Genomic DNA, 20,286 nt, shown 5'->3' with positions numbered 1-20,286 from the left:
ATCAACCCCCCAGGGCAGCCAGACGGCAGACCTTGCCATCGATGACCTGCGTGTAGACCGCCTCGGTCAGCTCGGCCACGCGCGCCCAGCCGTACCTCTCGCGGGCCCGCCGCGCCCCCGCCGCCCCGAGCTGCTCCCGCCTGCCGGGATCGTCCAGCACCTCCCGCAGCGCCCTGGCCAGGGCCCGTGGGCGGCGCGGCGGCACCAGCACGCCGCAGCCGGCGACGGTGTCCAGGTGCCCGCCGACCGCCGAGGCGACGACCGGCACGCCGCACGCCATCGCCTCGATCGGCACCATGCCGAACGGCTCGTACCACGGCACCGCCACCACCACGTCGGCGGAGCGCATCAGCGCGGGCACGTGCTCGCGTGGCACGCTGCCGAGCACGTGCACCCGGTGCTCCAGCCCGTTCGCGACGGCCAGCTCGCGCAGCCTGACGGCCTCGGCGTCGTCCGGATGCCCGCCCGCGATCACCAGCTCCGCGCCGGGGAGCAGGCGCAGCGCCCTGACCACGGTGTCCACGCCCTTGCGCGGCACCATCCGGCCGATGCTGAGCACCGTCGCCCCGCCGGGACGCGGCGCCACCGGCCCCTCCGGGCAGAACGCCGACAGGTCAACCCCGCACGGCACCACCGAGACGCGCCGCTCGGGAATCCCCATCGCGCACAGCTCACGCACCTCGTCGCCGCAGGTCGCGATGACGGCGTCGGCCCGCTTGCCGATCTCGCGCTCGGTGTCGACCCGGTGCGCCGGGCTGGTGTCCGCCACGCCCTGCCAGCGCCGCTTGACCGTGCCGAGCGCGTGGAAGGTCTGCACCACCGGCACCCCGCCGGCCGCCCCCAGCGCAGCCTGCCCGCTCATCCAGAAGTGCGCGTGCACGACGTCCGGCCGGCGCTCGGCCCACCGGCCGGCCAGCCGGGCGGTGAACTCCGGTATGTACGGGGGCAGCTCGTCCTTCGGGACGGGGACCGGGGGACCGGCGGTGACGTACTCGACCGTGACGCCACGCGCCAGGGTCACCGACTGAGGTTGGGACGCCGAGGAGCGCCGGGTGTGGATGACGACCGAATGCCCGCGCTCGGCCAGCGCGACGGCGAGTGCTGCGACGTGGACGTTCTGACCGCCCGAGTCGACGCCGCCGACCGCCGCCAGCGGGTCCGCGTGCTCGGAGACGAGATCGACCTTCACTGAGTCAGCTCCCTCACTGCCTTGACCACCTGCTCACTGGTCACCTGGGACAGGCACGGATGCCCGGCCACCGGGCAGTCGCGCGCCCTGCTTCCGCGGCAGGACGCCTGCTGGTCACCGAGCATCGTCACGGGCACGCCGTACGGAGCCCACCGCGCGGCCGGGACGACGGGGGCGAACAGGCTCACGACCGGTGTGCCGACCGCCGCGGCAAGGTGCGCCGGGCCCGTGTTGCCGGCCACGAGCACTCCGGCGCGTTCGATCACGGCGGCCAGTTCGGCGAACGTGGTCACACCGCCGAGATCGGTGGCGAGGTCGCCGGCGACGTAGGCGGTGAGATCACGTTCTGTTCCGGTCACGACGACTCGATGCCCGTCTTCGACCAGCTCCCGTACGGCCTGCCGATGCCGGTCGGCGGGCCAGGTACGGGCGGGGGCCGAGGTCCCTGGGTGCACCACGACGTACGCGCCTTTGTCGGCAGGGGCGCCGACGCCTACCTGGTGCCCCAGAAAGTGGCCGATATCCGGCAAGGGCCGCTGAACAGCGAGTTTGCCGTCATCGCCCTTCGGCAGCTCGAACCCGGCCGCCCTGGCGACCGCCAGCATGCGCTCGGCCTCCGGCACGTCGACGCTCTCGTCAAAGACGTGCCGGACGTCGAGCAGGGAGCCCGGGTAGTCGTTGCTGATCGCCGTGATCCGGCCCACCCCGGCCAGCCTGAGCAGCAGTGCCAGCGGTAGCGCCGACTGGTGGAACGAGGTCAGCACGACCGCCTCGTCCAGCCCGCGCAGGGCGGTCACCAGGGCGGCGACCTGGTCCTCGGTGACGGGCGGCGGCGTGTGGTCGATCCACGGCGCCCGCCACTCGATCACGCGGTCCACACCGGGCAGCAGTTCGGCGGCGGCCCGGCCGTTCGGCCCGGCCAGGAACACCACCTCGCGGGCCAGCGTACGCACGGCCCTGACGGCGGGCCCGGCCAGCAGCACGTCACCGGCGTCGTCCAGCCGCGCCACCAGCACCCGCCCCCGTCCCCGCCCTCCGGCACCGCGGCGGGCCGAGGGGTTGGAGGCCGCGCGGGTCGCGGGCGCGGCGGTGGCGCCGGTCGCGGGCGCCTCCGCCGTCCGGCCGGTCGCGGCACCGCGGGGCCGCCGGCCGCGCGGCCCCGTTCCCGGGATGCGAGCGTTCATCCGCGCACCCTCCATTCCCCCCGCAGCCGGTGCGCGCAGGCGACCGGCGGGATCACCACGCTGGTGACGGCCATCCGCGCCACCTCAGCGGCGGTACGCGGCCCCGGCGCGATCCGGCGCCAGGCGAACTCGCAGGTCAGCACCCCCCACAGGCCGGCCGCGAGCCCCGCCGCCACCTTCACGCCACGACCACCGCCCGCCCGCCCGGAGCCCGCCGCCAGGGCCAGGGTCACCGCCGCCAGGCCCGCGGCGGTCGTCAGCGCGTGCGACGGCAACCGGCCCCGCGCGCCGCCGATGTCCGCGCGCCAGCGCGGGCCGTGCAGGCGCCGCATGAGCGCGTCGTCGGCGTTGCCCCGCTGGAAGCGCACGCTCGCCCAGAACCCGTCCGCGCGCACCGGATGCTCCGTCACCCGCCCGCCCCGGACCAGCCGGTGCCCCGCCCGTCCGGCCCGCAGCGCGAGGTCGGCGTCCTCCCGGTACGCCCTCGGGAACCGCTCGTCGAACCCGCCCAGCGACTCCAGCACCGAGCGCCGGTAGGCCATGTCGGCCGTCACCCACAGCGCGGAGGCCAGCCCGGCCGTGTGCCGTTCGATGTCCGTCGGCGCCCGGCCGGCGGGCGGCGGCACCACGATGCGTCCCTGGCTGCCCGCCACGTCGGCGGGCAGGTCCACCAGGTCCTTCCAGACCGCCTCGGCCCACCCCGGCGCGGGGATCACGTCGTCGTCCAGGAAGGCCACCCAGGGTGTGTCCGCGGCCCGCCACCCGGCGTTGCGCGCCGCAGCCGGTCCCCGGCCGCCGGACCGTACGACCCGCACGTGGGCGGGCAGCCCCGTCAGGCCGGTGGCGGCGCCGGGCCGGTCGTCCACCACGATCACCGGCAGCGCGGAGCCCACGGCCGCGAGCGTGGCGCGCAGCGTCGGCCGCCCCACCGTGGGGATCACCACGGTGATCACGAGGCGAACACCTCCTCGCGCCGCACCAGGTACGGCCCCAGCGCCAGCACGTCCACCGGCGCGGACCCGAAGCACTCCAGCGCGTCCCGCGGATCGTCCACCATGGGCCGCCCGGCCGTGTTCAGGCTGGTGTTGACCACCACGGGCAGCCCCGTCCGCGTCTCGAACTCGGCCAGCACCCGCGCCATCAGCGGCTCCTCGGCCGGCGAGACCGTCTGGACGCGCGCCGTCCCGTCCACGTGCACCACCGCGGGAATGCGGTCCCGCCAGTCGGGGTGCACGTCGTGCACGAACAGCATGTACGGCGACGGCACCGGCCCCCGCCCGAAGATCCCGGCGGCCCGCGACTCCAGCACCATCGGCGCGACGGGCCTGAACTGCTCGCGCCCCTTGACGTCGTTCAGCCGCTCGGTGTTGTGCGCGTACCCGGGATGGGCCAGCAGCGACCGGTGGCCGAGCGCGCGCGGCCCGTACTCGGAACGCCCCTGGAACCAGGCCACGATCCGGTCGGCGGCCAGCTCGGCCGCCACGGCGGCGGCCAGGTCGGCGGGCCGGGTGTGCGGCACCCGGGCCACGTCCAGCCAGGCCCCCAGCTCCTCGTCGGTGAACCCCCGCCCGAGCGCCACGCCCGGCATCGGACCGGCCGGCTCGCCGTGCGCCTGGGACAGGTGCAGCGCCCCGCCCAGCGCCGTGCCCGAGTCGCCCGCGGCGGGCTGCGCCCACACTTCGTCGAACGGCCCCTCGGCGAGCAGTCGGGTGTTGGCCACGCAGTTCAGCGCCACCCCGCCGGCCAGGGCGAGCCGCCGCTCGCCGGTGCGTTCGTGCAGCCAGCGGGCCAGCTCCAGCAGCACCTCCTCCAGCCGCGCCTGCACGCTGGCGGCCAGGTCGGCGTGGTCGGAGGTCCAGGGCGCGTCCTTGGGCAGGGCCTTGGCGTAGCCGCCCCAGTCGATCGGCTCGACCCGGAAACCGCCGTCACCGGTCGGGTAGATGAGCTCCCGCAACGACTCCAGGTGCCGCGGCCGGCCGTAGGAGGCCAGCGCCATCACCTTGTACTCGTCGCTGGAGCGCAGGAAACCCAGGTGTTCGGTGACGTCCTCGTACATGAGGCCGAGCGAGTGCGGCAGCTCCTGGGCGGCCAGCACCTCCAGCTCGCCGTCGCGGTAGCGGCCCGCCAGGTGGGACACGTTCTCGCCGCGCCCGTCGCACACCAGCACCGCGCAGTCCCGCCCCGCCGTCCCCGACCACCGGCAGGCCAGCCCGGCCGAGGCGGCGTGCGCGACGTGGTGCGGCACGTACGTGACCCGGCCGGGGTCCAGCCCCGGCAGCGCCGTGGAGAGGAAGGCGGGGGCGCGCACCGCGTACCTCGTGCGCAAATCCTCCCAGTCGCCGTCCGGCCGTCCGGTCACCAGCGTGGGGTCGTAGGAGTAGGCCACGGCGTCGAGGTCCTCGGGACCGAGCCCGGCCTGGCGCAGGCACCACGCGGCGGCCTGCTCCGGCAGCTCCCACGCGGAGAACACCAGTGGCCGCTTGCCGTGCTTGCGGCGGCTGAAGCGCTCCTCCTCCGCCGCGGCGACGATCTCACCGTCGACCACGAGCGCCGCGGACGGGTCGTGAAAGATCGCATTGATGCCAAGAAATTTCATCATTCCTCCCCATGCGCTGCCGAGAACCGCTACCGAGAGAAGTGGTTCTCAAACCTGGCCACCTCCGATACCAGCCAAAACAGGCCATATCGCCTGGGGTTGGTCACTGTCAGTAGTTGTTTGCCGAGTCGGCCCACGGGTAGCTGCCCGGCACGTTACGGAGGTGAGAGTTGTTCGAGAAGCGACGTCCCGGCGCCGTTCTCTTCGACCGGGACGGGACCTTGATCAGGGACGTGCCGTACAACGGTGACCCGGCCCTCGTCGAGCCCATGCCGGGTGCCGTGGAGGCGCTGGGCAGGCTCCGCCGGGCCGACGTGCCGGTGGCCGTGGTCACCAACCAGTCCGGCGTGGCCAGGGGACTGCTGACGCCGGATGACATGGACCAGGTGAACGCCAGGGTGGAGGAGCTGCTCGGGCCGTTCGACGCGTGGGCGATCTGCGTCCACGACGACAACGACGGCTGTACGTGCCGCAAACCCGCGCCCGGGCTCGTGATCAGGGCGGCCGCCGTGCTCGACGTCAGCCCCCGGGACTGCGTGGTCGTGGGGGACATCGGCAGGGACATGGAGGCGGCCAGGGCGGCGGGAGCCCGCGGCATCCTCGTCCCGACCCCGCAGACCCGCCTGGAGGAGATCGAGGAGGCCGCCGAGGTCGCGGACGACCTCACCGACGTCGTGGACCGCGTGCTCAGCGACGTGGCAGGACCGGTGCCGGCCGTGTCGGCGCCCTGGGCCCGGGCGATGGGCTGGAGCCGCTGGTGAGGATCCTCCTGTGGCACGTCCACGGCTCGTGGACCAACGCCTTCGTCCAGGGCGGGCACGACTACACGCTTCCCCTCGTCCCCGATCGCGGTCCCGACGGCCGGGGACGGGCGCGCACGTACGACTGGCCCGCCTCGGTGCGCGAGGTGCCGTGGGACCGGCTTCGCGACGAACCCGTCGACGTGGTCGTCCACCAGCGCCCGCACGAGCTGGAGCTGGCCCGCGAATGGCTCGGCCGGGACGTGCCCGGCGTGTACGTCGAGCACAACACCCCCGCGGGTGACGTGCCGCGCGCCCGGCACCCGCTGGCCGGCCGGACCGACCTCACGCTGGTGCACGTCACCCACTTCAACGAGCTCTACTGGGACAACGGCCGGGCGCCCACGCGCGTCATCGAGCACGGCGTGCCCGACCCCGGCCACCGCTACACCGGGGAGCTGCCCAGGGCGGGCGTGGTGGTCAACGAGCCGGTACGCCGCGCCAGGGTCGCCGGGACCGACCTGCTGCCGCGCTTCGCGGCCCGGGTGCCCCTCGACGTGTTCGGGATGAAGGTGGCCGGGCTCCCGTACACCACCCACGAGGACCTGCCCCAGCACGTCATGCACGCCGAGCTCGCCCGGCGCCGCGTGTACCTGCACCCCTACCGCTGGACTTCGCTCGGGCTGGCCCTCATCGAGGCCATGACCCTGGGGCTGCCGGTGGTCGCGCTGGCCGCCACCGAGGCCGTCGAGGCGGTGCCGCCGGAGGCGGGCGTCCTGTCCACCCGGGTGGACGTGCTCGCCGACGCCCTGCACGCCTTCGTGGCAGACCCCGAGCGCGCGAGCCAGGCCGGCAAGGCCGCCAGGGCCGCCGCGCTGGCCCGCTACGGGCTCGCCCGGTTCCTCGCCGACTGGGACCGGCTGCTGTCGGAGGTATGACGCCGGGACACCTGGGTAGGCGCGAGAAGCATGATGACGCTCGACTGGACCCGCAGGGCGGCCTGCCTCGACTTCGACCCGGAACTGTTCTTTCCCATCTCCCTTGAGGGGCCGAGCCAGTCCCAGGTCGAGCGGGCCAAGAATGTCTGCCAGGAATGCCCCGTGCGCCGGCCGTGTCTGGACTACGCGCTCACCACCCGGCAGGCGGACGGTGTGTGGGGCGGCACCGACCCGGCCCAGAGACGCGAACTCGCCCGCCACCTCCCGGTGGCATAGGACCGGCCCCGGCACGGATCAGCCCGGCAGGGCCGCCTCCAGGAAGCGCGCCCGCTCGTCGGCCGCCAGGTGATCGCTGAACAGCACGCCGTCGAGGTGGTCGGTCTCGTGCTGCAGCACCCGGGCCAGCACGCCCAGCGCCCGCACGGTCACGGGCTTGCCGAACATGTCACGGCCACGCGCCGTCACCATGTAGGAACGTTCCAGTGGCCACCACACACCGGGCGCCGACAGGCACGCCTCGTCGGCGACGATCCGCCGCTCCGACAGCTCCAGCCGCGGGTTCACCAGATGGCCCGACTTGCCGTCGTAGGAGTAGACCACCACCCGCACCGGCTCGCCGATCTGCGGGGCCGCCAGCCCGGCGCGGCCGGCTCCCGCCCGCATCGTCGCGGTCAGGCTCTTGACCAGCTGCCGCAGCTCCCGATCGAAATCCTGGACCGGTGCCGCGACCGTGCGGAGCACCGGATCGTCGAACACGCGTATAGGCCGGACCGTCACCCGCAACTCCCCGATAGGCGGCGTCATCACGACGAACATTTCCCCCGGCCCCTGCCGGCCAACCATGCCGGACCGGTCTTGTAGCACAGCGGTAACAGAGGAGACCCAGGGGCGAAACCACCCGAAAGGAGTATCGGAGGGTGATCTCACTTGTGTCACACGTGCCTGTGATGCCGGGCCGGGTGCTCGGGGCCCGGCCCGGCGTCACGCCGACGATCCCCCAAGACCTGGAGTGGCCCGTGCGAGCGGAAACGAGCGGCCGGCCCGCGGAGGCGCCATGACCGTGCTCCCCTCCGAGGGCGGCCCGTCGCCGGAGACGGCGCCCGACGCCCTGTCCGGTTTCACGATCGGGGTGACCGCGACGAGACGGCGCGAGGAGTTCGGCGCGCTGCTGGAGCGGCGCGGCGCGCGGGTGGTCAGCGCCCCGGCGATCCGGCTCGTCCCGCTGGCCGAGGACGCCGACCTGCTGGCCGCCACCCGGCTCAGCCTGGAGAGGCCGGTGGACGACGTGGTGGTCACCACCGGCGTGGGCTTCCGCGGCTGGATGGCCGCCGCCGAGGGCTGGGGCCTGGCGGCCGACCTGAGCGCGCACCTGTCCCGGTCGCGCCTGCTGACGCGCGGCCCCAAGGCCAGGGGAGCGGTACGCGCCGCCGGGCTGAACGACCACTGGACCCCGGCCACCGAGTCGTGCCAGGAGGTCAAGGAGTACCTGCTGGCCCAGGACCTGCGCGGCCGGCGCATCGCGGTGCAGCAGCACGGGGAGCCGCTCGATGACTTCGTGGCCGACCTGCGGGAGGCGGGGGCCGAGGTGATCGAGATCCCGGTCTACCGGTGGCTGCCGTACCGGGACGTCTCGCCGCTGCGCCGGCTGATCAGCCAGACGATCTCCGGCTCCGTGGACGCGGTGGCCTTCACCAGCGCGCCCGCCGTCCACGCCATGCTGGGCATGGCCCGCGCCGAGGGGCTGGAGGACACGGTGCTGGCGGCGTTCGGCGGGTCCGTGGTGGCCGCCTGCGTGGGGCCGGTCACCGCGGGGCCGCTGACCTCGCGCGGCGTGCCGACCCTGCAGCCGGACCGCTCGCGGCTGGGCGCGCTGGCCCGCGCCCTGGCCCGGCACCTGCCCGAGCACGGCGTCACCCGGCTGATGGCGGGGGAGCACCGGCTGGAGATCCGCGGGCACGCCGTGGTCGTGGACGGGGAGTTGCGGCCGCTGCCACCGGCCCCGATGGCGGTGCTCAAGCGCCTGGCCGACAAGCCGGGGCACGTGGTGTCGCGTGGCGACCTGCGTACCGTGCTGCCGGGCAGCCTCGCCCGCGAGTCGGCCGAGCACGCCGTGGAGATGGCCATCACCCGGCTGCGCCGCGCACTCGGGCCGAGCGGCATCGTCGAGACGGTCGTCAAACGCGGCTACCGCCTCGCCTGCCGGTACGAGCCCATCCCATGACCACACCCCACCCGACCCCCCACGGCACCCCCGCCCTTGTGCTGGCCGCGCACGGCACCCGCAGCGCCGCGGGGGAGCGCACGCTGGCGGCGCTGGCGGAGGCGGCCGGCAGGGCCCGTCCCGGGTGCCGCGTCGAGCTCGGCTACCTGGAGATCAGCTCCCCGCTCCTGTCCGCGGTGTTGCCGTCGGTGCCCGGCCCCGTGGTCGTCGTCCCGCTGCTGCTGGCGGGCGGCTACCACACCCATGTCGACCTGCCCGCCGTGGTCGCCGGGTGCAGGCCCGACGCGGTGGTGGCCGGCTGGCTGGGGCCGCACCCGCTGCTGACCTCCGCGCTTGCCCGCCGGCTGGCCGAGGCGGGGCTGCGCGGGACGGACGCGGTCGTGCTCGGCGCGGCCGGCTCCACCGACCCGGCCGCCCTCGCCGACGTCCGCGCCGCCGCCCACCACCTCGCGGTACGCCTGGCCCGCCCCGTCACGGCGGCCTTCGCCGCCGCGGGCTCTCCGTCACTGGCGGAGGCCATGGACCGGCTCGCCTCGACCCCGGCCCCGCGGGTCGCCATCGCCTCGTACGTCCTGGCCCCCGGCCACTTCCACGGACGCCTGGCCACGGCGGGCGCCGGGCTGGTGAGCGCGCCGCTCGGCGCCGGCCCGGACGTGGCGGCACTGATCTGGCACCGCTACGACGAGGCCCTGAGCCGCCACCGCCGTGCCAGCACCCCGCACCGGGCGGCCTCCCGCTAGCCTCCCTCCTGGGGAGTGCTACGCGGAGGCGGACTCCAGGCGCAGCTCGCGGACGATCTCACGGGCGCTGGCGTCGCGTGACGGCCCGGCGTCGGCGCCGACGAACATCTCGATGTAGGCGCGGTGGAAGCAGCCCGCGATCAGCAGCCGCGCGCTCGCCTCCGGGTCCACGCCGGCCGCGATCCGCCCCAGACGCTGCTCGGCCGCCAGGTAAGCGGCCAGCGGCGCGGTCTCCGCGGGCGGCCCGAGCCCCGTGTCGCGGATCGCCTCGCGGAAGCGGACGGTCACGTGGGGCGAGGTGAACGCGGGCAGCGCCGCGCCCTGCACCTCCAGGTAGTAGTCGATGCCCGCGCGCGCCACCGGCAGCAGGTTGTCCGCCACGCGGCCCTTCCCCACGCGGTGGGACAGATCGTGGAGGATGCTCAGCCAGAGCGGAAGCCGGTCCTGCAGCAGGGCGAGGAAGTGGTCCACGGAGCCGCCGGGGCGGTCCTCCCTGACGAAGACGGCCATCTCCAGGATGCGCCGTCGCGTGTCCTGACTACGTTGGTGCGGGTCTACCCGGGAAGTCGCCATGGCGTGCCTAACGTGCGCGGTCGGTCAAGCCAGTGAGTGAGCAGGTCCAGTGAGTGAGCGGGTGTCGCGGCGCGGAGCCGGACGGCGGCCGCCGTTCAGCGGCCAGATCTGGAGTCCCAACTAGGGCGAGCAGGTGCGATCCTCGATTATTACTCGAAATCGCGAAAAGATGTCGAATTTAAGCCCAAGCGTTAGCTGTCAGTGTCTCTGTCCCTGCGGCGCAGGTAGCGCTCGAACTCGGCCGCGATGGCATCGCCGCTGGCCTCGGGCAGCTCGGCGGCGTCCTTGCGCTCCTCGAGCTCCTTGACGTATTCGGCGACCTCGCTGTCCTGCGAGGCCAGCTCGTCGACGCCGCGCTCCCACGCCCGGGCCTCCTCGTCGAGGTCGCCCAGCGGCATCGGGATCTCCAGCACGTCTTCCAGGCGCCGCAGCAGCGCCAGGGTGGCCTTGGGGTTGGGCGGCTGGGCGACGTAGTGGGGCACCGACGCCCACAGCGAGATCGCGTCGAGCCCCGCCGCGCCGAACGAGTGCTGCAGCACCCCGACGATGCCCGTCGGGCCCTCGTAGCGGCTCAGCTCCAAGTTGGTCGAGCGGGCCAGTGCCGCGTTGGTCGCGCCCCCGAGGATGGGCACCGGACGGGTGTGCGGGGAGTCGTTGAGCAGCGCCCCCAGCATCACCGCCAGCTCGACGCCGAGCTCGCGGCAGACCTCGATGATGTCGGCGCAGAACGAGCGCCAGCGCATGTTGGGCTCGATGCCGCGCAGCAGCACCACGTCGCGCTCGCTGCCCGGTGGCCGCGCCCGCAGCAGCCGCGTCGTCGGCCACACGATCGACTGGGCGAGCCCGTCGTTCATCTCCACCACGGGCCGCGTCACCTGGAAGTCGTAGTAGTCGTCAGGGTCGAGCGCGACGAGCGGCTCGGCCTTCCAGGCGGATTCGAGATGGGCGATCACGCCGCTGGAGGCCTCTCCCGCGTCGTTCCACCCCTCGAACGCGGCTATGAGCACCGGGTCGACGAGCTCGGGGAGCCCTTCGAGCTCTATCACGTGTCGCCTCCTCTCTCCATCGTCCAGCTAAGCCTATGCGGTCGGCAGGCATCAACGTCACTGATCTCCCCCGAACCCACGGGACCGCCTGCCACACGGGCGTTCCGGGGCTCGGCGGGCGCCCCACGGCGGCGTACCCGCTCGGCGGGCCCGCCAACAGCGCCGCCCACATCGAGCCGCCCCCGCCCGCGCTCGATCCGGGCCCCGTCCGCGAGTGAGCCACTGGCGAGAAGGGCGCTCGAGCGGCACCCGATAAGCTCTACCTCATGAGCATCTCCCCATCCTTCCGAGAAGTACTGTCCCAGCGGGTCGTCGTCGCTGACGGGGCAATGGGCACGATGCTCCAGGCCCAGGACCCGACGATCGACGACTTCCACGGCCACGAGGGCTGCAACGAGGTGCTCAACGTCACCCGGCCCGACATCGTGCGCGGCGTGCACGACGCCTACTTCGCCGTCGGCGTCGACTGCGTGGAGACCAACACCTTCGGCGCCAACATGGCCGCCCTCGGCGAATACGACATCGCCGAACGGGTATACGAATACTCCGAGGCCGGCGCCGCGATCGCGCGCGCCGCCGCGGACCACTGGTCCACGCCCGACCAGCCGCGCTTCGTGCTCGGCTCCATGGGCCCGGGCACCAAGCTGCCCACCCTCGGCCACCTGCCGTACGCGAGCCTGCGCGACGCCTACCGCGACAACGCGGCGGGCCTGATCGCGGGCGGCGCCGACGCGCTGATCATCGAGACCTGCCAGGACCTGCTCCAGGTCAAGGCCGCCGTCATCGGCGCCCGGCGGGCCGTGGAGGACTCCGGACGGGACGTCCCGATCATCGCGCAGGTGACGATCGAGACCAACGGCGCGATGCTGCTCGGCTCCGAGATCGGCGCCGCCCTGACCGCGATCGAGCCGCTCGGCGTCGACGTCGTCGGCCTCAACTGCGCCACCGGCCCCGCCGAGATGAGCGAGCACCTGCGCTACCTCGCCCGCCACTCCCGGCTCAAGCTGTCCTGCATGCCCAACGCCGGCCTGCCGGTGCTGACCGCCGACGGCGCCTACTACCCGCTGTCGGCGGGGGAGCTGTCCGACGCGCACGCCACCTTCACCCGCGACTACGGCCTGTCCCTGGTCGGCGGCTGCTGCGGCACCACCCCCGAGCACCTGCGCCAGGTCGTCGAGCGGGTGCGCGGCAAGGAGGTCGCGCAGCGCCGCCCGCACCCCGAGCCGGGCGCCTCCTCCCTCTACCAGACCATGCCGTTCCGGCAGGACACCTCCTACCTGGCCATCGGCGAGCGCTGCAACACCAACGGCTCCAAGGCCTTCCGCGAGGCCATGCTGGAGGGCCGCTGGGACGACTGCGTCGAGACGGCCCGCGACCAGGCCCGCGACGGCGCCCACATGCTCGACCTGTGCGTCGACTACGTCGGCCGCGACGGCGTGGCCGACATGAAGGAGCTGGCCTTCCGCTTCGCCACCGCCTCCACGCTGCCGATCATGCTCGACTCGACCGAGCCCGCGGTGCTGCAGGCCGGGCTGGAGATGCTCGGCGGGCGCGCCGCCGTCAACTCGGTCAACTACGAGGACGGCGACGGCCCCGACTCCCGCTTCCAGAAGATCATGCGCCTGGTGCGCGAGCACGGCGCGGCCGTCGTCGCGCTCACCATCGACGAGGAGGGCCAGGCCCGCACCGCCGAGTGGAAGATCCGCGTCGCCACCCGCCTCATCGAGGACCTGACCGGCAACTGGGGCATGCGCGTCGAGGACATCATCGTCGACTGCCTGACCTTCCCCATCGCCACCGGCCAGGAGGAGACCAGGCGCGACGGCCTGGAGACCATCGAGGCCATCCGCGAGCTCAAGCGCCGCTACCCGGGCGTGCAGACCACGCTCGGGCTGTCCAACATCAGCTTCGGCCTCAACCCGGCCGCCCGCATGGTGCTCAACTCGGTGTTCCTCAACGAGTGCGTCAACGCCGGGCTCGACTCCGCCATCGTGCACGCCTCCAAGATCCTGCCGATGGCCCGCATCCCCGACGAGCAGCGCCAGGTAGCCCTCGACATGGTCTACGACCGGCGCCGCGACGGCTACGACCCGCTGCAGCGGTTCATGGAGCTGTTCGAGGGCGTCGACGCCGCCGCCCTGCGCGCGGGCAAGGCCGAGGAGCTGGCCGCGCTGCCCCTGTGGGAGCGGCTCAAGCGGCGCATCATCGACGGCGAGAAGAAGGGCCTGGAGGCCGACCTCGACACCGCCCTCGACCAGCGGCCCGCCCTGGAGATCATCAACGACGTGCTGCTCGACGGCATGAAGACGGTCGGCGAGCTGTTCGGCTCCGGGCAGATGCAGCTGCCGTTCGTGCTGCAGTCGGCCGAGGTGATGAAGACCGCCGTCGCCTACCTGGAGCCGCACATGGAGCGGGTCGAGGGCGAGTCCAAGGGCCGCATCGTGCTGGCCACCGTCAAGGGCGACGTGCACGACATCGGGAAAAACCTCGTCGACATCATCCTGTCCAACAACGGCTACCAGGTGGTCAACCTCGGCATCAAGCAGCCGGTCTCGGCCATCCTGGAGGCCGCCGACGAGCAGAAGGCCGACGTCATCGGCATGTCCGGGCTGCTGGTCAAGTCGACGGTCATCATGAAGGAGAACCTGGAGGAGATGAACTCCAGGGGCCTGTCCGACAGATACCCCGTGCTGCTCGGCGGCGCCGCGCTGACCCGCGCCTACGTCGAGCAGGACCTGGCCGAGCTGTTCGAGGGCCAGGTGCGCTACGCCCGCGACGCGTTCGAGGGGCTCCGGCTGATGGACGCGTTCATGGCCGTCAAGCGCGGCGTCGCCGGGGCGACGCTGCCGCCGCTGCGCGAGCGGCGCGTCAGGACCGGCGCCACGCTGGTCCGCACGCCCGTCGAGGAGCTGCCCGCCCGCTCCGACGTGGCCGCCGACAACCCCGTCCCGAAGGTCCCCTTCTACGGCGACCGCGTCGTCAAGGGCATCTCCCTGGCCGAATACTCCGCCTTCCTCGACGAGCGGGCTTTGTTCCTCGGGCAGTGGGGGCTCAAGCCCTCCAGGGGCGGCGACGGGCCCGGCTACGAGGAGCTGGTCGAGACCGAGGGCCGGCCGCGGCTGCGCATGTGGCTGGACCGCATCCAGACCGAGGGGCTGCTGGAGGCGGCCGTCGTCTACGGCCACTTCCCGTGCGGCTCCGACGGCGACACGCTGATCGTGCTCGACGACGACGGCGACGAGCGCACCCGCTTCACCTTCCCGCGCCAGCGCCGCGACCGTCACCTGTGCCTGTCCGACTTCTTCCGGGCCAAGGACTCCGGCGAGGTCGACGTGGTCGGCTTCCAGGTGGCCACCATGGGCTCGAAGATCTCCGAGGCCACGGCGGAGCTGTTCGCCAAGGACGCCTACCGCGACTACCTGGAGCTGCACGGCCTGTCGGTGCAGCTCACCGAGGCGCTGGCCGAATACTGGCACGCACGGGTGCGCGCCGAGTGGGGCATCGGCGGCGAGGAGTCGCTCGACGACATGCTCAAGGTCAACATCCAGGGCTGCCGCTACTCCTTCGGCTACCCGGCCTGTCCCAACCTGGAGGACCAGCAGCAGCTCTTCCAGCTCCTCGACCCCGAGCGCATCGGGGTCACGCTGTCGGAGGAGTTCCAGCTCCACCCCGAGCAGGCCACCTCGGCGCTCGTCGCCCACCACCCGGAAGCGAAATACTTCAACGTCTGACCCGCCACCGGCCGCCCGCCGTTCATCGGCGGGCGTTGACAATGGCAGGCACGGGAGCACTGAACAGGGGTGGGCATGCAGGCGGTCTTCTTCGACATGGACGGGTTGCTGGTCGACAGCGAGAGGGTCTGGCTGGAGATCGAGACCGAGGTGGTGGCCAGGCTCGGCGGCCAGTGGACGACCGAGCACCAGGCCCACCTGGTCGGCGGGTCCATGGAGCGCACGGTCGCCTACATGCTGGCCGTCTCCGGCTCAGAGGAGAGCCCCGCGACCGTGGCCGGGTGGATGGTCGCCGGCATGGTGGACCGCCTGTCGCGCGGCGTGCGGGTCATGCCGGGCGCCTCCGAGCTGCTCGACGCGCTGCGGGCCGAGGGCGTGCCCGTGGGGCTGGTCACCTCGTCGCTGAAGGAGATCGCCGACGCGGTGCTCAAGGGCGTGGGCCGCGACCGGTTCGACGTCATCGTCACCGCGAACGACGTCACCCGGACCAAGCCCGACCCTGAGCCGTACCTGACGGCCGCGCGGCTGCTGGGGGTCGAGCCGGTGCGCTGCGTGGTGCTGGAGGACTCGCCCAGCGGCGTGGCGGCGGGGACGGCCGCCGGCTGCGCGGTCGTGGCCGTTCCCAGCGTGCTCGCCATCGACCCGGCGCCCGGGCGGCTCGTGGTCGCCTCCCTCGAAGAGGTCGGCGTCGCCGACCTGCGCGCACTCATCACCGTCTGACGGCCCTGAGATCCCCCGCCGCCCCGGAGGCGATGATCCCTAGGGGACAAGTGGTCCTCGCGGAGGAGGGGCCGGCGCGGATTCGCGTGCCAGGATGGAGTGCAGGAGCCACGATGAGGGGCGGCACGATGGAGACGTTCAACACGATCGCTTGGCTACCGCTGTGCGGCGGGGCGACCGCGGTGGGGCTGGTGCTCAGCTTCCTGGCCTTCAGGCGCAGGGGAGCGGCCGCGGGGATGAGGGTGATGGCGTGGGCGCTGCTGCCGCTGGCGGCCTACCTGACCAAGGCCCTGCAGACGCTGTGGACCATCGGCAGCAGCATCGTGACCTTCGTGACCAGCCTGGTGTTCAACCCGCTCGTGTGGGCCGGGGTGGCCGTCGCGGGGCTGTCGGTGGTGCTTTTCGTCGTGTCGGGGGTGATGCGCGGCAGGACGCTGTCGGTCGGCCGGCGCAAGACCGGTGACAAGACCGGTGACAAGGCCGCCAAGGCGCCCGCGGAGCGCCCCGCGGTTCAGCCCTCAGCGAACAATCCGGCCGCGCCCACCAAGCCGCAACCCTCCGCCGCCGCCCGGAAACCGGCCAAGAGCGACGACGATTTCTCCGACATCGAGGAGCTTCTGAAGCGCCGCGGCATCAGCTGAATCCACTGCGAAACCCAGTGCTATGTCACAGTTCCGAGACGCAACCGGAACCCGGCCTAGACAATCAAATCAAGATCAATACGAATGAGTTTCGCATCAATCACAGATTAGCCACATAGCACCCCAAGGGACTGGTCATACCAGCTCAGGCCATAGATTCTGCCTCCTGAGGTCGCGACTCGCGGTCTAAAGTACGTAGTTCAAGACGGCCGTCGTCTGGTACCAGGGGGCATTTCGGCATGACCGCACCGCTAGACGTTTCCGGCTCCGCAACAGAAGCTCAACCGGAGTCGGTGCTCGCGGGAGCGGGCAAGGCGATCCAGGGCCGATCCCTCACCCGGATCGCCTGGATGCGGCTCAGGCGCGACAAGGTCGCGCTCGCGGGCGGGATCATCGTGATCCTGCTCATCCTGATGGCGGTCTTCTCCTCGCCCATCATCTCCTTGTTCGGGCACCCGCCGCTGGAGTTCCACCAGGACCAGATCGACCAGTCCACACTGCTGCCCAAGGGCACCTTCGGCGGCATGAGCAGCGAATACCTGCTCGGCATCGAGCCGGTCAACGGACGTGACATCTTCAGCCGCATCGTGGCCGGTGCGTGGGTCTCGCTCGTGATCGGCTTCCTGGCCACCGTCCTGTCGGTCATCATCGGCACCACACTGGGCGTGATCGCCGGTTACTTCGGCGGCTGGGTCGACCAGGTGATCGGCCGGCTGATGGACGTCTTCCTCGCCTTCCCCCTGCTCGTCTTCGCCATCGCGCTGGCGGGGGTCATCCCCGACAAGGGGTTCGGCCTGGAGGGCAACGGGCTGCGCATCGCGATGCTGATCTTCATCATCGGCTTCTTCAGCTGGCCCAGCATCGGCCGCATCGTCCGCGGTCAGACCCTCTCCCTGCGCGAGCGCGAGTTCGTCGACGCGGCGCGCAGCCTGGGGGCGCGCAACGGCTACATCCTGTTCCGCGAGATCATGCCCAACCTGATGGCGCCGATCCTGGTCTACGCCACCCTGCTCATCCCCACCAACATCCTGTTCGAGGCGGCGCTGTCCTTCCTGGGCGTCGGCATCAACCCACCCACCCCGACCTGGGGCGGCATGCTCTCCGAAGCGGTCCGCTTCTACACCTTGCCGCACTTCGTGCTCTTCCCGGGTCTGGCGATCTTCGTCACCGTCCTGGCGTTCAACCTGTTCGGTGACGGGCTGAGGGACGCCTTCGACCCGCGAGCTCACTGAACTTCGCCCAGGCCTCGTCCCCCGCATCTCACTAATCAAGGGGTTAGTAAATGAGAAGGAAACACGCACTGGCAGGAGCCGCGACAGCGGCGCTCGCCCTGGTGCTCTCCGCCTGTGGCGGCGGAGGTGGCGGAACACAGCAACCCGCTTCATCGGGCTCCGGCGACGCCGCTGCCGCGCAACCCGTGTTCAACGCCGGCCTCACTCAGGTGTGGAACCCGTCCACCAAGAAGGGCGGCACGCTGAAGGCCGCCCACCCGGCGGACTGGGACAGCCTCGACCCGGGTGACACCTACTACGGCTTCTCCATCAACTTCGGCCGCTTCTACTGGCGGACGCTGACCATGTACAAGCCGGGTCCCGGCCCCGAGGGCAACACCGTGGTGCCCGACCTCGCCGAAGGGCTCGGCACGCCCAGCTCTGACGGCAAGACCTGGACGTACAAGCTCAAGAGCGGGCTGAAGTTCGAGGACGGCACGGCGATCACCGCCAAGGACGTGGCGTACGCGGTGGCCCGCTCCTTCGACAAGGAGACCTTCGCGCACGGCCCCTCCTACCTCAACGAGCTGCTCGAGTGGCCGAAGGACTTCAAGGGCGTCTACAAGTCGCCCGACATGGACTACTCCTCGGCCGTCGAGGCGCCCGACGACTCCACGGTGGTCTTCCACCTGAAGAAGCCGTTCGCGTCCATGGACTACGTCGTGCAGATGCCGATGACGGCGCCGGTGCCCAAGGCCAAGGACACGGGTGCCAAATACCGCGAGCACGTGATCTCCTCCGGCCCGTACAAGTTCGAGACGAACCAGGCCGGCAAGAGCTTCTCCCTGGTCCGCAACGACCAGTGGGACCCCAAGACCGACCCCTACCGGCCCGCCCTCCCGGACCGGATCGAGGTCCAGCTCAACGTCAACGCCGACGACCTGGACAACCAGCTCATCGCCGGTGACATCCAGCTCGACGTCAACGGCACCGGCGTGCAGCCGGCCGCCCTCGGCAGGCTCCTGCCGGACCCGGCGCTCAAGGCCCGTACGGACAACCCGACCATCCCCAGGCTCTGGTACGTGTCGGTGATCCCGTACAACAAGCCGCTGGACAACATCGAGTGCCGCAAGGCCGTGCAGTACGCCGCCGACCGCGTCGCCAACCAGACCGCCTTCGGTGGCGAGCTGGCCGGTGGCGAGATCGCCACGAACGTCATGCCGCCGGCCATCGTCGGCCAGGAGAAGTTCGACCTCTACCCCTCCCCGGGCAACAAGGGCGACCTGACGAAGGCCAAGGCCGCGCTGGCCGCCTGCGGGCAGCCGAACGGCTTCTCCACCACCATGACCTACCGCGCCGACCGCCCCAAGGAGAAGGCGCTGGCCGAGGCCATGGAGCAGGCGCTGGCCAGGGTCGGCATCAAGCTCACGCTCAAGGGCTTCCCGGGCTCCAGCTACTTCTCCGAGTACGCGGGTAACGTCGACTACGTCAAGAAGAACGGCATCGGCCTGGCCGCCCACGGCTGGGGCTCCGACTGGCCCGACGGCTACGGCTTCATGCAGGCCATCGTCGACAGCCGGACCATCCGTGACGCGGGCAACTACAACCTCAGCGTCATGAACCCCGAGGTCGACAAGCTGATCGACCAGGCCTCCTCCGAGCTCGACGAGACCGCCCGCGCCAAGCTCTGGGTCGACGTCGACAAGAAGGTCATGGAGGACGCCTCCATCCTTCCGGTGGTCTGGGCCAAGACGCTGCTGCTGCGCGGCAAGGGCCTGACGAACGTGGCGTACAACGAGGGTCAGTCGATGTACGACTACGTCATGCTCGGCGTCGAGTGACCAGGCGAGGTTCGGGGATCTAGCGAAGGCAGGTGAAGGCAGGAGTGGCCCGTGCGGATACGGACGGGCCACTCGGCCGGTAGCGGTGCTCACATATATCATCAGACGACTGATCGGCGCGTTCGCGATGCTGATCGTGATCAGTATGGTCACCTTCGGCATCTTCTTCGTCGTGCCGCAGTGGGCCGGGGCGAGCCCCGAGGCCCTCGCCTCGCGCTACGTCGGGCGCGCGGCGACCCCGGAGACCGTGGCCCTCGTGACCGAGCGGCTCGGATTCAACGATCCCGTGGTCGTACAGTACGGACGATTCGTCAAGGGCATCTTCGCCGGCGCCCAGTACGACTACGGCGCAGGTGTCGAGCAGTGCCCGGCGCCCTGCTTCGGCTACTCCTTCATCAGCGGCCAGCCCGTCTGGCCGGACCTGGTCGACCGCATGCCGGTCACCTTCTCCCTGGCCATCGGCGCGGCCGTCATCTGGGTGCTGGCCGGGGTGAGCGTGGGCGTCCTGTCCGCGCTCCGCAGAGGCAGCTTCTTCGACCGGCTGTCGATGGGCACCGCACTCGCCGGCGTGTCCCTGCCGATCTTCTTCACCGGCATGATCTCGCTCGTCATCTTCAGCTACGGCCTGGGCTGGACACCGCCGGGCGGCGCCTGGACCGACCTGACGGAGAACCCCGCGCAGTGGGCCTACAACCTGCTGCTGCCGTGGATCACCCTGGCGTTCCTGTTCGCCGCCGGATACGCCCGGCTCACCCGCGCCGGGATGCTGGAAACCATGGGGGAGGACTACATCCGCACCGCCCGCGCCAAGGGCCTGAGCGAGCGCCAGGTCGTGGTCAAACACGGGCTGCGGGCCGCGCTGACGCCGATCCTGACGCTGTTCGGCATCGACTTCGGCCTGCTCGTCGGTGGCGC

At 71.9% G+C, this 20,286-nt stretch carries 19 protein-coding genes; 12 read left to right on the top strand and 7 right to left on the bottom strand.

What is annotated here, in order from left to right:
• Position 1: 1 nt before the first annotated feature.
• The 4 genes from BLS95_RS36935 to BLS95_RS36920 are packed head-to-tail and all read right to left on the bottom strand — an operon-like array spanning position 2 to position 4,969.
• Complete coding sequence (locus BLS95_RS36935; protein ID WP_090942621.1) at positions 2–1,189, bottom strand: glycosyltransferase; 1,188 nt, start codon at positions 1,187–1,189, stop codon at positions 2–4.
• The gene (locus tag BLS95_RS36930) at positions 1,186–2,373 is read right to left on the bottom strand and encodes a glycosyltransferase family 9 protein (protein ID WP_090942617.1); all 1,188 of its coding nucleotides are present in this window, start codon (positions 2,371–2,373) and stop codon (positions 1,186–1,188) included. The genes BLS95_RS36935 and BLS95_RS36930 overlap by 4 nt, the downstream gene beginning before the upstream one ends.
• Positions 2,370–3,326, bottom strand: coding sequence for a glycosyltransferase family 2 protein (locus tag BLS95_RS36925; RefSeq protein WP_090942614.1), 957 nt, complete (start codon positions 3,324–3,326; stop codon positions 2,370–2,372). Before BLS95_RS36925 ends, BLS95_RS36930 begins: the two co-directional genes overlap by 4 nt.
• Positions 3,323–4,969, bottom strand: a complete 1,647-nt coding sequence (locus BLS95_RS36920) for a carbamoyltransferase family protein (RefSeq protein WP_090943064.1) — start codon at positions 4,967–4,969, stop codon at positions 3,323–3,325. Before BLS95_RS36920 ends, BLS95_RS36925 begins: the two co-directional genes overlap by 4 nt.
• A gap of 170 nt (positions 4,970–5,139) precedes the next feature.
• Here BLS95_RS36920 and BLS95_RS36915 point away from each other — a divergent pair, with 170 nt between their 5' ends.
• From BLS95_RS36915 to BLS95_RS36905, 3 genes are read left to right on the top strand one after another with little or no spacing between them, the layout of a single operon-like run.
• Positions 5,140–5,730, top strand: a complete 591-nt coding sequence (locus BLS95_RS36915; protein ID WP_090942611.1) for a D-glycero-alpha-D-manno-heptose-1,7-bisphosphate 7-phosphatase — start codon at positions 5,140–5,142, stop codon at positions 5,728–5,730.
• On the top strand, positions 5,727–6,647 hold the full coding sequence (locus BLS95_RS36910; protein ID WP_176993582.1) for a glycosyltransferase: 921 nt from the start codon (positions 5,727–5,729) through the stop codon (positions 6,645–6,647). Before BLS95_RS36915 ends, BLS95_RS36910 begins: the two co-directional genes overlap by 4 nt.
• A gap of 30 nt (positions 6,648–6,677) precedes the next feature.
• Positions 6,678–6,923 (top strand): WhiB family transcriptional regulator, encoded by a 246-nt coding sequence (locus BLS95_RS36905; protein WP_090942608.1) that lies wholly within the window; start codon positions 6,678–6,680, stop codon positions 6,921–6,923.
• Between the two features lie 18 nt (positions 6,924–6,941).
• Here BLS95_RS36905 and BLS95_RS36900 read toward each other — a convergent pair whose 3' ends face one another.
• Positions 6,942–7,451 (bottom strand): peptide deformylase, encoded by a 510-nt coding sequence (locus BLS95_RS36900; RefSeq protein ID WP_245765502.1) that lies wholly within the window; start codon positions 7,449–7,451, stop codon positions 6,942–6,944.
• A gap of 250 nt (positions 7,452–7,701) precedes the next feature.
• On the opposite strand from BLS95_RS36900, the gene BLS95_RS36895 reads away from it, so the two are divergent.
• Both BLS95_RS36895 and BLS95_RS36890 read left to right on the top strand, forming a co-directional pair.
• Entirely contained in the window at positions 7,702–8,868 is a 1,167-nt protein-coding gene (locus BLS95_RS36895; RefSeq protein WP_090942602.1) for a uroporphyrinogen-III synthase, read from the top strand.
• A complete protein-coding gene (locus tag BLS95_RS36890; RefSeq protein WP_090942599.1) occupies positions 8,865–9,608 on the top strand; it encodes a sirohydrochlorin chelatase in 744 nt (247 codons plus the stop codon). Before BLS95_RS36895 ends, BLS95_RS36890 begins: the two co-directional genes overlap by 4 nt.
• Positions 9,609–9,626: 18 nt before the next feature.
• Here the strand turns inward: BLS95_RS36890 and BLS95_RS56095 are convergent, their stop codons facing one another.
• Together BLS95_RS56095 and BLS95_RS36880 are read right to left on the bottom strand one after the other, a co-directional pair.
• On the bottom strand, positions 9,627–10,118 hold the full coding sequence (locus tag BLS95_RS56095; protein WP_176993581.1) for a hypothetical protein: 492 nt from the start codon (positions 10,116–10,118) through the stop codon (positions 9,627–9,629).
• 254 nt (positions 10,119–10,372) lie between these two features.
• Entirely contained in the window at positions 10,373–11,227 is an 855-nt protein-coding gene (locus BLS95_RS36880) for a PAC2 family protein (protein ID WP_090942596.1), read from the bottom strand.
• 35 nt (positions 11,228–11,262) lie between these two features.
• Between BLS95_RS36880 and BLS95_RS54625 the strand changes: the two genes are divergently transcribed.
• The 7 genes from BLS95_RS54625 to BLS95_RS36850 all read left to right on the top strand — a co-directional run.
• The gene (locus tag BLS95_RS54625) at positions 11,263–11,445 is read left to right on the top strand and encodes a hypothetical protein (protein WP_143044004.1); all 183 of its coding nucleotides are present in this window, start codon (positions 11,263–11,265) and stop codon (positions 11,443–11,445) included.
• Positions 11,446–11,493: 48 nt separating this feature from the next.
• Positions 11,494–14,958, top strand: coding sequence for a methionine synthase (gene metH / locus BLS95_RS36875; protein WP_090942593.1), 3,465 nt, complete (start codon positions 11,494–11,496; stop codon positions 14,956–14,958).
• A 75-nt stretch (positions 14,959–15,033) separates the two neighbouring features.
• Positions 15,034–15,678, top strand: coding sequence for an HAD family hydrolase (locus BLS95_RS36870; RefSeq protein ID WP_090943059.1), 645 nt, complete (start codon positions 15,034–15,036; stop codon positions 15,676–15,678).
• A gap of 113 nt (positions 15,679–15,791) precedes the next feature.
• Positions 15,792–16,319 carry a cellulose synthase gene (locus tag BLS95_RS36865; RefSeq protein ID WP_245765501.1) on the top strand — a complete coding sequence of 176 codons (528 nt, stop codon included), beginning with the start codon at positions 15,792–15,794 and terminating at the stop codon, positions 16,317–16,319.
• Between the two features lie 239 nt (positions 16,320–16,558).
• Positions 16,559–17,551, top strand: coding sequence for an ABC transporter permease (locus BLS95_RS36860; RefSeq protein ID WP_090942591.1), 993 nt, complete (start codon positions 16,559–16,561; stop codon positions 17,549–17,551).
• A 50-nt stretch (positions 17,552–17,601) separates the two neighbouring features.
• A complete protein-coding gene (locus BLS95_RS36855) occupies positions 17,602–19,371 on the top strand; it encodes an ABC transporter substrate-binding protein (protein ID WP_176993580.1) in 1,770 nt (589 codons plus the stop codon).
• Between the two features lie 85 nt (positions 19,372–19,456).
• Positions 19,457–20,286, top strand: an 830-nt coding sequence (locus BLS95_RS36850) for an ABC transporter permease (RefSeq protein WP_090942588.1), incomplete at its 3' end; no start/stop codon positions are given.

The organism is Nonomuraea jiangxiensis (assembly GCF_900099965.1).
In the GTDB taxonomy this organism is placed as follows: Bacteria; Actinomycetota; Actinomycetes; order Streptosporangiales; family Streptosporangiaceae; genus Nonomuraea; species Nonomuraea jiangxiensis.
The sequence above is the reverse complement of the archived record's forward strand: the minus strand, read 5'-3'. Positions and strand labels throughout refer to the sequence as shown.